This window comes from Paenibacillus sp. FSL M7-1455, assembly GCF_038004655.1.
GTDB lineage: Bacteria > Bacillota > Bacilli > Paenibacillales > Paenibacillaceae > Paenibacillus_AQ > Paenibacillus_AQ cookii.
On sequence record NZ_JBBORO010000001.1, the window covers coordinates 2,609,245 to 2,621,966 of the forward strand.

10 protein-coding genes are annotated in these 12,722 nt (G+C 54.9%); 8 read left to right on the top strand and 2 right to left on the bottom strand.

The features are described 5' to 3' along the window. Positions 1-154 precede the first annotated feature (154 nt). Complete coding sequence (locus NYE48_RS11995; protein ID WP_340998827.1) at positions 155-3,160, top strand: family 78 glycoside hydrolase catalytic domain; 3,006 nt, start codon at positions 155-157, stop codon at positions 3,158-3,160. A 124-nt stretch (positions 3,161-3,284) separates the two neighbouring features. Here NYE48_RS11995 and NYE48_RS12000 read toward each other — a convergent pair whose 3' ends face one another. Beyond that, entirely contained in the window at positions 3,285-4,727 is a 1,443-nt protein-coding gene (locus NYE48_RS12000) for an esterase-like activity of phytase family protein (RefSeq protein ID WP_340998830.1), read from the bottom strand. A 197-nt stretch (positions 4,728-4,924) separates the two neighbouring features. Here NYE48_RS12000 and NYE48_RS12005 point away from each other — a divergent pair, with 197 nt between their 5' ends. From NYE48_RS12005 to NYE48_RS12015, 3 genes are all read left to right on the top strand, one after another. Beyond that, entirely contained in the window at positions 4,925-5,518 is a 594-nt protein-coding gene (locus NYE48_RS12005) for a nitroreductase family protein (RefSeq protein WP_340998832.1), read from the top strand. A 1-nt stretch (position 5,519) separates the two neighbouring features. Continuing rightward, on the top strand, positions 5,520-5,789 hold the full coding sequence (locus NYE48_RS12010; RefSeq protein WP_340998834.1) for a hypothetical protein: 270 nt from the start codon (positions 5,520-5,522) through the stop codon (positions 5,787-5,789). An 85-nt stretch (positions 5,790-5,874) separates the two neighbouring features. Next, positions 5,875-7,551 carry a multicopper oxidase family protein gene (locus NYE48_RS12015; protein WP_340998836.1) on the top strand — a complete coding sequence of 559 codons (1,677 nt, stop codon included), beginning with the start codon at positions 5,875-5,877 and terminating at the stop codon, positions 7,549-7,551. Positions 7,552-7,775: 224 nt separating this feature from the next. On the opposite strand, the gene NYE48_RS12020 is transcribed toward NYE48_RS12015, so the two are convergent. After that, positions 7,776-8,147, bottom strand: a complete 372-nt coding sequence (locus NYE48_RS12020; protein ID WP_036709280.1) for an ArsR/SmtB family transcription factor — start codon at positions 8,145-8,147, stop codon at positions 7,776-7,778. Positions 8,148-8,352: 205 nt separating this feature from the next. Here NYE48_RS12020 and NYE48_RS12025 point away from each other — a divergent pair, with 205 nt between their 5' ends. The 4 genes from NYE48_RS12025 to NYE48_RS12040 all read left to right on the top strand — a co-directional run bounded on the left by NYE48_RS12025 (position 8,353) and on the right by NYE48_RS12040 (position 12,715). Beyond that, positions 8,353-8,868, top strand: coding sequence for a PCYCGC motif-containing (lipo)protein (locus NYE48_RS12025; RefSeq protein WP_339320912.1), 516 nt, complete (start codon positions 8,353-8,355; stop codon positions 8,866-8,868). 330 nt (positions 8,869-9,198) lie between these two features. Beyond that, positions 9,199-10,110: an ABC transporter permease gene (locus NYE48_RS12030; protein ID WP_212947592.1), complete on the top strand. Its 912-nt coding sequence runs from the start codon at positions 9,199-9,201 to the stop codon at positions 10,108-10,110. Between the two features lie 15 nt (positions 10,111-10,125). After that, positions 10,126-11,022: a carbohydrate ABC transporter permease gene (locus tag NYE48_RS12035; protein ID WP_340998840.1), complete on the top strand. Its 897-nt coding sequence runs from the start codon at positions 10,126-10,128 to the stop codon at positions 11,020-11,022. A gap of 55 nt (positions 11,023-11,077) precedes the next feature. Continuing rightward, positions 11,078-12,715 carry an extracellular solute-binding protein gene (locus NYE48_RS12040; RefSeq protein WP_340998842.1) on the top strand — a complete coding sequence of 546 codons (1,638 nt, stop codon included), beginning with the start codon at positions 11,078-11,080 and terminating at the stop codon, positions 12,713-12,715. Positions 12,716-12,722 lie beyond the last annotated feature (7 nt).

Consider the following 12,722-nt stretch of genomic DNA (forward strand, 5'->3'; position numbering starts at 1 on the left):
TCCAAGGGAGACCGGCGTTCTTTTTTTTACTGTTGCCAAATGCCCCCTTTTATTGATCCGAATCCCCCTATTTTCAGGAAGGGCTTTCATGAATAATAAAGGTGTTCGAATCGCATGAACCTGAAAAAGGAAGATGGGAAAGGGGAACATCGCAATGAACCAAACCGCAAATCCGGAATGGAAGGCCCAGTGGATCTGGGGAAGCGGGGAACCGAGTCCGAGGAATGAATGGCGCTGCTTCCGGCGCGCCTTCAAGGCGCGGCATTCCGTGCAATCCGCCAGCATCCGCATTAGCGCCGATTCCCGATACGTACTGTACATCGACGGCAAGCCGCTTGGACGGGGGCCCGTGCGTTCCTGGCCTTTCGCCTGGTCCTACGACGAATATGAGATCGGTCATCTGCTGGAGCCGGGAAAAGAAACGGTCATCGCCGTGCTGGTCATGCATTACGGCATATCCACGTTCCAATACCTCCGCGGGCGCGGCGGACTTTTGGTCCAACTGGACATTCTGAATGCGGAGTCCGGCTTGGATTCCGGCCTGGATTCCGGCGATCCGCATCCGCAGGAATGGAGCATCGTCACCGATTCCTCTTGGAAAACGGCAATCCACCGGGGGCATGACCCGAATTCCTCGCGCATTTCCTGCCAAATGGCTTTTACGGAAATCATCGATGCCGCAAAATGGGATGATCGGTGGATCACGGCCGCGTATGACGACAGTGACTGGGAGCAGGCTTCGGTCATTGGCCCCGTGGGCATGGAGCCGTGGACGAAGCTGGTGCCGAGGGACATTCCTTATTTAACGGAGGAGCCCGTTCATCCGTCTCGGGTGGAAAGCATGAGCGGCGTGCGTCCGCCCGCTTGGAGCGCGGTCATCGATTTATACGGCATGATGTCGCCGAACAGCGGGGAGCATGCCAACAATGCCGCTTTTTGCGGCTATTTGGCCACACGGGTCATCCTGAACGAAGCGGCTTCCTTTACGATCGGCCTTCCCGATTCGGGCCGCATCGATCCGGTCATTCGCGTCGACGGACAAGTGTACGCCCCGGAGGATTTTACCGGCGAGGCTCCCGAGCGTTATTTGACGATAGCCTTGGAAGCGGGGGAACATCTCCTCCTGATGGACGTTACCGGCGTGAGCCACGGGCATGGCTTCCATCTCGGCTTCGACTGCGCTTCGCCATTTAGGCTTGAGGCCGTAAACGTGCCGAAGGCAGGGAAATCCACGGCAGATCAAAATGCGGGTGAAGCCATGAAGGCCGGGGGAGCAGCGGCCGGAGGATCAGTTGCGCAACCGGAGCTGTCCGAGTTCAGCTTGATCGGCCCGTTTGATGCGGTGGCTATGATCGATCACCGGCCAACGAGACCCTTGAACCGCGAGCATCCGGACTATCAAGCGGTTCGGACGGCCGCGTCCGCTTCCGACCTGCAGACGTACGCAGCCTGGATTCGGCCGGTGGAACCTCCGTTCATAAACCGAAACGACGTTTTTGCTTCTTGCGTATGGAAAAGGGACGAAGCGGTCCAGAGGATGCCTGCTTCGTTGCAGTTCGCCGCGATTGCAGGCCCGGACGCCGCCGTTCTTCCCGTGCTTCCGGGTTGGGATACCGAAATAGTCATCGATTTCGGAAGGGAATTGTCGGGCTACATCTCGTTCGAGCTGGACGCCGCAAGCGGCACCGTGATCGATTTGTACGGTTTCGAGTTCATGAAGGACGGCTGGCGTCAGCACACCTACCAGCTGGATAATACGCTCCGTTACCGCTGCCGCGAAGGCAGGCAGGCTTACACGTCTTTGATCCGCCGGGGGCTGCGTTATCTGGCGCTGACCGTGCGGGGAGCCGGCCGGCCCGTCCGCCTGTTCGAGGTGAAAATGATCCAAAGCAACTATCCGGTGGCGAACATCGGCAGCTTCCGCAGCAGCGATACGCCGCTCAATGAAATATGGAGGATCAGCCGCGATACGACCCGCTTATGCATGGAGGACACGTTCGTGGATTGCCCGGCGTACGAGCAGGCCTATTGGGTCGGGGATGCCCGAAATGAAGCGCTGGTCGGCTACTATGCCTTCGGCGCCAAAGAAATCGTCGAGCGCTGCCTGAAGCTCGTGCCGGGTTCGGAGTTCCAAACGCCGCTGTACGCAGATCAAGTGCCGAGCGGCTGGAACAGCGTCATTCCGAACTGGACCTTTTTTTGGGTGACGGCGTGCCTCGAATATTACCGGTACGATGGCCGTGAGGAATTCCTGCACGGGATCTGGCCTCATGTCAAACTTGCGATGGAGCAATATTTGAAGCATATCGACGGGAACGGGCTGTTTTCGTTTGACGGCTGGAATCTTCTGGACTGGGCGCCGTTCGAGCAGCCGAACGAAGGGGTGGTCGCCCCGCAAAACATGTTTTTGTGCCGGACGTTGAACCATGCGGCCGAAATAGGGGCCGTTGCCGGCGACCAGGAGGGCTCCGCGCGTTTCCGGAAGGAAGCCGACAAGCTGAAAACCTCGATCAATATCCGCCTTTGGGATGAGGCGCGGCAGGCGTATGCCGACTGCATCCGCCGGGATGGCGGCTTCTCCGGGACGTTAAGCGCCCAGACACATGTCGTGGCTTATTTATGCGATATCGCGGATGGGGAAAGGCTGGAAAAAATTTCGTCCCATATCCTGCAGCCGCCGCCGTCCTTCGTCAACATCGGCAGCCCGTTCATGTCTTTCTTTTATTACGAAGCCTTGGCCCGGATGGGACGGCTGGATGTCATGGTCGACGATATGCGCGCGAGTTATGGGATCATGATCGAAAACGGCGCGACGGCATGCTGGGAGATGTACCCGTGGAGCGGATTTTATAAGGATCCGAGAATATTGACCCGGAGCCACTGCCATGCGTGGTCCGCCGGACCGGCCTATTTCCTCGGAGCCTATATCCTTGGCGTTCAAGGCGCGAACCCCGGCTGGTCCACGGTAAGGGTGGCACCGCAGCCATGCGGGCTGGAACGCGCCTCGGGTTCCGTGCCGCTGCCGGATGGCGGGCGCATCGACGTTTCCTGGCGGATCGAAGGAACGGATCGGTTGATTCTTGCCGTTTCGGCGCCGCTGCATATTGAAATCCGGACGGCTGCGCCGGAAGGATACGACATGAAGGTCGAGTTTCGTTGAATCGGGTGTCCGGGGCGGCAAGAGTTGCGTTCTTTTACCGATTCCGCATAGCCGATCCGTCTGATGCATGAAAAAACCGCCTCCCGTTAGCGTCGGGAGGCGGTTTTTTGCCGAGGATATCCGTTTATTTGATGTCGTACGGCAGCTCGAACGTCCAGAGGTCGGTTCCGTTTTCCGGCGAGCCGGGGTCATTGACGCCGAAATCATTATCGTTGACGATGACCAGCTTATGTCCGTCCACGAGGGAGATGCCTTCGATTTTTTCGTTCGGGTACTTGAACTCCACGGCATCCAGCACCGTCCGTTTGACCGGCGTTTGGACGCCCATTTGCCGCAGCTCGGTCAAGCTGAGCTGTTCCAGCGTTTTGCCTGCTTGGGAGGCGTCATCGTATTTGCCCAGAACGTTCGTGGCGTTGCTTAGGTCGATGGCGAAGATTTTTTTCAGCTGGGCGGCGTCCCCGGCGTTTTTGTCGCGTTCGTCGATGAGGAGCGTATGCTCATTGACCGCAACCAGGTCGGAAATGACGATGTCAGATTGCTTCAAATCTTTGAATTGTCCCGCATCCTCCGTGATGTAGGCATATTCGGCGACCGGTTTCAATGTTGCGAGATCGATTTTCAAAATCCGGAGCGTACGCGAATTGTCCACGCTTTTGTCCGGATTGCGGAGCGGACTCTGCATGGCCATGAACATCCATTTCCCGTCCGGCGTAATCCCTACGGCTTCCGCGCCGCGGTTTTGGCGGCGGTTCAAATATACGTCAGGCAGGTTGTCCTTAAGCGGCAGCGCGGCCGTGTTTAATGCCGGGTCGATCCCTTTCGGGGCGATCCGCTGCAGCAGGGTGCCGTCGCGTTTGACCTGCACGAGGTAGGGGCCGTATTCGTCGGAAATCCAAAACGTGCCGTCCTGCGGATTATAAGCCAACCCCTCGACGTCGAGGCCGTACGGATCGTATTGAATGACGTTTTGGGCGGCCTTATCGTACGGTACTTCGTCGCGGGATTTCAAGTTAGGCAGGCCCGTAATTTTGTCCGTTCCGTTCACCGGATCTTTGCCGCTTATTTTCAGCGGAATGGTTTCAAGGATGAGGATCTTCCCTTGCTCCAACTGGATTTTGTAGATGGAAGGCGTGTAATTCGGAAGCGGGAAGGTGCGCCGCGTTTTGCCGTCAACGTCGATTTCGCCGTTTGGGCCGCGGTCGGCCGTGGTGTAAAAGACGTTGTCCGGGTCGCCCGGAATATGGGTCAGTGAGGAGCCGACGCCGAATTTGACGCCTTCCGCCAAATCTTTTTCATGAAGCGTGTATTTCCCCGTCAGTTTCGGTTTATCGGAAAACAAAGCCGTTTTGCTTGCGTCATCCCAATCCACGTATTTCCCAAGCAGATCGGCGACGTGGCGCAAAGGCAGGAAAAGGCGATCGTCCTGCAGAACGGCCGGCGTCGATGGCGTGAAGGTTTGTCCGTTGGCGGAATATTTGATTTCCGGTGCGGCCGCATGGGCGGAAGGAAGCAGCGCCGAACCGACCGCCAAGGCAGCGATGGCGGAAACGAACCATTTTTTTGTCATGAAAGTGACCCCTTTCGAATGATGGCTGAAATATATGTATCATGGTCATTGTATTGAAGTTTTGTTAACGAGGCGTTATCCGGAGATGATCGGAGGGTAAAATGTGACCTGCTCCCATTACGCAGGCATTGCAATTGATTTTTTGATACAATGTAGACATTGAGAAAGATTCTTAATTGGAGAGAGGGAACGCATAGATGAACATTTCTGAGGCCATTCGCACGCGCCAGAGCATCGGGAAAGTCACCGAAGAAGAGATTCCGGTTTCGAAAATCGAGCAAATTTTGGAGGCGGGCACCTGGGCCCCCAACCACAAAATGACCGAACCTTGGCGCTTTTTCGTGCTGAGGGGCGAAGGACGGAAGGTGCTCGGGGAAGCTTTGGCGGACGTGGCGCTCGCAACCGCAGCCGATCCGTCTTCGCCGGAAGCCGCGGCCGCGGCTGAAGCGGCCAGAGCCAAACCGTTTCGGGCGCCGGTGATCATTACCGTAGCCGTGACGCCTGCCGAGCATGAAAAAGTGATCGAGCTGGAAGAATACGGCGCGGTATTCGCCGCCATTCAAAACATGCTGCTTGAAGCCCACGGATTGGGCCTTGGCGCCATCTGGAGAACCGGAGCACCGACATACCACGCCAAGATGAACGAGCATTTCGGGCTTGGCGCGAAAGATAAAGTGCTGGGTTTCATTTATTTGGGAATACCTGCCGAAAAACAGGCGCCACAAGGAAAACGCAAGCCGTTCGGAGAACTCACGGTATGGGTCGACGAGGCCGGTCCGCTTCGAAAGTAACGTGGGAGCATCAAACCCTAAAGCCATAAAAAAAAATCCGCGCCGAAGCGCGGATTTTTGGCGTTTTACCCCAACGGAAGAGGGGCGAATCTTTCTGGAACTCCACGGACCGCACGTCTTTGCAATCGATCCGAAAGATGTCTCCGTCCGAATCGCGTTGCCGTTTGGCGTCGATGATCATGTTCTCCTTCCGCAATCTTCATCCGCTTCATCAGAACAAGCCGACGAGCAAAATGGTTCGGATAAAGCAACGATGGCTGAAAATGTGTAGCAAATGTGAAGACGAAATCCCATCTTTCTACATATTTGCTGGATATACTAGGGAAGAGCATGAAGATGAAGGAGGAGTGTTCGGCATGAACACATTTGCAGCAATCAAAAAAACGTTATTTGCCGGGACGTTCGCCTTGCCGCTGATCCTTGCAGGCTGCTTTGAAGGCAAACAAGCGGACATGCACGGTGCTCACGCTTCCGATCAACCGGCAGCAGGGACGGCGTTGACCCAAGGTGCGGCCGAGACGGTGAAGCCAAGCCCGGCGGACGGACGGGAAGTCACGTTGACGGCGCAGGAAAGCACGCTGGATGCGGGACAGGGCCGCAAGCTGCCGGTATGGACGTTCAACAATTCGGTGCCGGGTCCCCAAATCCGGGTGAAGCAGGGGGAGATGGTCAAGATTACGGTCAAAAATACGCTGAAGGTTCCCGTTTCCCTGCATGTGCACGGATATCCCTTGCCTTTCGAGATGGACGGAATCCCCGGCGTCAGCCAAAATGCCATCGCTCCCGGCAAAAGCTTTACGTACGCCTTTAAAGCGACGGTACCGGGAACCTACTGGTATCATTCGCATCAGAATAGCGTCAAGCAGGTGGATATGGGGCTTTACGGTTCCTTTGTCGTCGAAAGCGAAGAGGATGTCATCGACCGGGATTACACGCTGGTGCTGGATGAATGGATGAGCGGCGGCATGGATGCGGAAAGCGGCGGCCATGAGGCGGAGTCGCCGGGACATGATGAGCGCGGAATGGACATGCCGGGCATGGACATGAACGACCACGATATGCAGGGAATGGACATGGGTGCGGGGAACGAAAGCGGCGCATCGGCGGGACATGACATGAGCGGCGGCCATGATGGCGATGCATCCATGGGACACGACATGAGCATGTACGATTTGTATACGATCAACGGCAAAACGTACCCGGCATCCGAGCCGCTGATCGTCAAGGAAGGCGACATCGTGCGGCTGCGGCTGGTTAACGCCGGTTATATGAGCCATTCCCTGCATCTGCAAGGACATCGTTACCGGATCGTCGCAACCGACGGCAACCGGATAGCGAATCCGGAATGGGTCGAAAACAAACTGCTGGCCATCGCTCCCGGGGAGCGGTACGATATCGAATTCGAAGCGAACCATCCCGGAACGTGGCTGCTCGACGAGCATAGCGATAACCCGGTTGCCAACAACATGAAAATCGCGATCCAATACGAAAACGCGCCATCTTCGCAGAAAGAACAGGAGCAGGACGATTCGGCCCAAATGCTGGAAACGGTCGACATGACGAAATACGGGAAGCCGGAGAAAGGCAAATTTTCGCTAAACGATCAGTACAATCTCGAATATACGATGGACTTGGGCACGAGCCGCCGCAACGGGGAGATGGTGTATACCATCAACGGCAAAGTGTTTCCGGACACCGATCCGGTTAAAGTGAAAACGGGGGATAAGGTCAAGGTCCATTTCGTAAACTCTTCGGCCGGCGAAGACCATCCGATGCATCTGCACGGGCATACGTTCCAGGTGCTGAGCAAAAACGGAACGCCGCTCGGCGGAGCGGCGGAATATAAAGACACGCTGAACGTCAAACCCGGCGAAGATTACGTCGTGGCATTCGAAGCCAACAATCCCGGCGACTGGATGTTCCATTGCCATGACCTGCATCATGCGGCGGCAGGCATGGTGACGGAGCTGAAATACACGGATTTTAACAACACGTTCGAACCGGATCCGAATGCCGGAAATATGCCGGAATAAGACAAAGCAGCCGGGTTCCCGAAAGCGGCGTCGTTCATGCCCCCAAGCCAGGAATCAGGCTGCTTTTTCTTCCAAACCTTGCGGAAAAATATCGCGAAAAATTCAAGATTGCGCCATATCATTTTTACCGATTTCGCTTATAATAGGGCGGAACGGCGCATTTTTTGGCAAAATCTGCAGCAAAAAAAGCCCTCGCCGATCCCGGGAGGGCCTTTCTTTGAAGTTTACCCGTGCTGGGTGTGCTGCAGCGTTTGCACGAAAATTTGTTCGATATGCGTATCGTCAAGCGAATAATAGACGGTTTTCCCCTCTTTGCGGCGTTTAACGATGCGCAAATTTCGCAAATAACGCAGCTGGTGGGATACGGCGGATTGTCCCATGCCGAGCAGCACCGTAAGGTCATGCACGCACAATTCCCGCTGCAGAAGCGCATCGATAAGCTTCACGCGGGTGGGATCGCTAAATGCCTTAAACCAGTCCGCGACCTGCGAGGCGGCCTGATCATCGATCAGTCCTTCCTTGATCCGGTTCAGTTCGGCTTCCGAGCCCATGCAGGTTGCATCGCATTCTTCGATCGGGTTGATGGACGGTTCCATTGGATAATCACCTTTCTATCGGCTTGCGTGTTAAGCTTATGATCCCAATTATAGCAAAAGAAATGCTTAAACGAAATGATTACAATCAAGCGTAATCGCTGCGCCGTCTTTAAAAGGCGGAGATTCCGGTTTCGCGAAAGGCGAAATATGAGCCCGGTTACGAGGTTCAAAGATCGGCTTTTGCGAGAACCAAAAACGAGGAGAGATGATGTTGGGCAAAAAAACACGTATTACCGTTCTTGGCGTCGTCATTTCAAGCATGCTGCTGGCCGGTTGCGGAGCCAAAGAAGCCGAGCCGCAGGATCGTCATGCAGGCGCGCATCAGATCGTGGCCGCAAACGGGGACCTGCAGGAGCAAACGGCGGGATTGGACAAGCTTCCGACGTTTTTGGACCCGCTTGATCCGATGCTGAAAACGGCATACAGCACGGCGGGCGAGGTCAAGGAAATATTGAAGTCGATTCCTTGTTATTGCGGCTGCGGCGACAGCGCCGGGCATCAAAGCAACTTAAACTGTTTTATCAAAGAAGTGAACCCGGACGACGGCAGCGTCGTATGGGACGATCACGGCACCCGTTGCGGGGTATGCGTGGAGACGGCCATGACCGTGTCGGAGCTGAGCAAGCAGGGGAAATCGGTAAAGGAAATCCGTTCGATCATCGACCAAACCTACTCAACGGGTCAATATGCCCCGCCGACGCCAACCCCCGAAGTGATGTAATGGAATCGAGTTGTCATGCGACGCAGGCGAAAAGCCTGCGTTTTTTTGTTAACAATATATTGAATATAACAAATATATATTATATTATAATTCCAAAGTCTGTAAATGGCAGCGCAGAAACGGCGGCAAAAACAGACGGCTATCGAGAGGTAACGGAAATATGCGGGACCGCGGCTGCGGCGGATTAGAAGCGAACCGCAAGCGGTACCCGAGACAGCAGCGCGAAGGGGGGAACGAGGGTCCATCGGGAATCAGGCATATGCACATAATGCAAACGCTTACATATTCTTTTGGCTGGTTCTTTTACCATCAAGAAGAGAGGTGAGGTTCATGAAATCATCTTTGCTTTGGAAAAGGGTATGGCGCCACAAATTGTTTTATCTGTTTATGCTGCCCGGCATCGCTTGGTTTTTCATTTTTTCTTACGTGCCTTTGTACGGGCTTCAAGTCGCGTTCCGGGACTTTACGTTCGTCGGCGGCTTTACGGGCAGTCCCTGGGCGGGACTGAAATATTTCGAGCAGTTTTTCGATTACTACCAATCCGGGGCGATCATTCGGAACACCATCGTCATCAGCTTGCTGAAGCTGCTGGTCGGTTTTCCGATGCCGATCATTTTGGCCCTTCTCCTCAATGAAATCCGCAATTTGAAGTTCAAGAAAACGATCCAAACGCTATCTTACCTCCCTTATTTCGTGTCCTGGATCGTCGTCGTCACGTTGATGCAGCGCCTGCTGTCGATGTACGGGGGACCGGTCAACGATCTTTTAACCTCCATGGGCATGCAGCCCGTGCAATTCATGTATAACACCACCTGGTTTTATCAACTGATCCTAGGCTCCGACATTTGGAAAAACATCGGCTGGAACTCCATCATCTACATGGCCGCCATCGCGGGCATCGACCAGCAGCTATACGAAGCCGCCAAAATCGACGGCGCGGGCCGCTTCCGCCAAATTTGGCACGTCACGCTTCCGGGCATTCGCAACATCGCGGTGATCCTGTTCATTCTCGCGACGGGAAGCTTGATGAGCGCAGGGTTCGAGCAGCTGCTTCTCCTGAACGGACCGGCGACCGCGAATATCGGCAGCGTCCTGGACGTGCATGTCATTACGTCGGGGATTCAGCAGGGAAGATTGAGTTATGCGGCGGCCGTCGGATTGTTCCAGAGCGGCATCGCGCTGGTGCTGATCGTCACCGTCAACTGGATTGCCCGCAAAGTCAGCGACGTCTCGCTGTTTTAAGGAAGGGGGAGCCGTATGCAAACGCATCGTTTTTCCGTATTCAATTTGTTGAATTACATCCTCTTGACCCTGTTCGGTTTTTTGATGATTTATCCGTTTATTTACATCCTCATTTATTCGCTGAACGACGGCAAAGACTCGATGGTGGGCGCATTGTACTTTTTCCCGCGGAAATTCACCCTGGACAACTACGCCCAGGTTTTTGACAACAAGCAAATCTGGCAGGCCTACAAAATCACGATTTTGCGGACGGTGACCGGAACGGTGCTGCACGTGCTTTTATGCACGCTGATGGCCTATGCTTTATCGAAAAAAACGCTGCCGGGACGCACCTTCTTTACTTTCTACATCTTTTTGCCGACCATCTTCAGCGCCGGGTTCATTCCTTATTTCATTACGCTTCAAAAGCTTCACCTGATCAACACGTTCTGGGTGTACGTGATCCCGATGCTGTTCAATTTCATGCATATCGTCATAATCCGGACGTTCCTGCAGGGCATCCCCGAAGAGATCGAGGAGTCGGCGCGGATCGACGGGTTAAACGACTTCCAGATTTTCATGCGCATCATCATTCCTTTGTCCGGTCCCGTCATCGCGACGATATCGCTTTTCATCGGGGTCGCGCACTGGAACGACTGGTTTACGGGAACCTATTACGTTTCGGACAAAAACCTCATTCCGGTGCAAACGCTGCTGCAGCAGATGCTGACCGAAGCCGAGGCGCTGTCTTCCTCGATGCAAAGAGCGGCCCAGCAGGGCGGACAAACCGTCAACGTCAACATGGCCGGCGCGACGCCGGAATCGCTGCGCATGGCGCTGCTCGTCATTACCGTGTTCCCGATTTTATGCGTCTATCCGTTCCTGCAAAAGTACTTCGTCAAAGGCGTCATGATCGGTTCGGTAAAAGGCTGATGCAGGTTCCTTCATGGAACTTGATCATATCAAATCATTTTCAGGGAGGGTCTATATGGCGAAATTTCGTATGAAAACGGTAGGTTCACTGTTGTCGGCCATGATGCTTGCAAGCTTGCTTTACGGATGCGGAGGAGGAGGCGGCGGGGATTCCGCGGACGGGGACGCCGTGTCGCTGACGATCCTGAACAACTGGAACGGTTCGTCCGGACCGGACACCGATACGACGCCCGTCACGAAAGCCATCGAAGAAAAAACGGGGATCAAAATCAAGATCGACTATACGAAAGGCAGCGAGGTGGAGAAGGTCAACCAGATTTTCGCGACGCAGGATTTACCCGACATTTATACCGGACCCGCATGGGGAGGCGAATTGGACGGGATCATCAAAGCCGCCAAGGAAGGACAATTGGTGGATCTGACCGACAAAATCGACAAGTACCCGAACCTCGCCAAGGCGATCGCCAAGGAAAACGTTCCGCCGGCGCTTTACGAAAAAGCGATCGGAGGCATCGACGGCAAAAAATACATGCTGTATCAGAACCATCCGGCGACGGGGGATGACGTCAACGATTGGCTTTACGGCTTTTACGTGCGCAAGGACATCGCGGAAAAGGTCGGGGTCGATCCGCAATCGGTCAAAACGAAAGAGGACTTGTACCAGTTCCTGAAAAAAATCAAGGACGCGAACCTTACCGAAAACGGCATGCCGGTACTGCCGCTGGGCGGCTTCCATGACGGATGGGCCGTGGGCATCGGGAGCACCATGTTTTACGGCACCAGCTACGTCGACAAAGGCGACGGATCGCTCGAAAACGTCTTTTTCACCAAAGCCTATGAAGATTACACGTTGTACTACCGCAAGCTGATCGCCGAAGGCCTGCTCGATCCGGAAGCGTTCACCCAAACGGACCCGATCGCGAACGAAAAAATCAAACAGGGCCGCATCGCGGTATTGGCCGCGCATTATCCTGCCATTCTCGATGCGTCCAAGGATTACGTGAAGTCCCATCCGGGCTCGGATTACGTGCCGGTCGGTCCGCTCGAAAGAGCCGGGGCGGAGCCGAACCGTCCGGTGGATCTTTCGATCCAGGGCAACAACGTGACGGTCATCACGAAAAAGGCCAAAAACGTCGACGCCGCCCTCAAGCTGCTGGACTTCCTGGCTTCGGACGAAGGGTTCATGCTCGTAAGATACGGTGTCGAAGGGGTGCATTGGGAAAAGGTCGACGGCAAACCGGCAGCCAAAAAGGAATGGTTCGACAAGTTTTACGAAGATACGACCGGGAAAGTGAAGAAAAACGAAGGCATCGGCATCGGCCTCGAAAACATGACGGGAATGGACCGCATCAACTCGGTGGGCGGCGGTGACATCTGGGCGGATCAGGAACGCTTGAAAGCGATGGACAACGCGCGTAAAATTTTGCGGCCGAACGGCATCAGCGTCATCTCCGCGTTTAATCCCGGCGACGTCATCACGAAAGCGCCGGGTTGGGAAGCGCTCAAACCTTCCATGGACCAAGTGGGCGACGTGTGGAAGCAGGCGATTTTCGCCAAATCGGACGATGCGGCGCTGAAGGTCATTAACGATCTTCGCGATCAGATCAAAAAAACCGGATATGACGACGCGATGAAGTTCGTGAACGAGGAGCTGAAAGGGAAGGAAGTCGTCAAACTCGCCATGCCGAACTAAGGAGGAA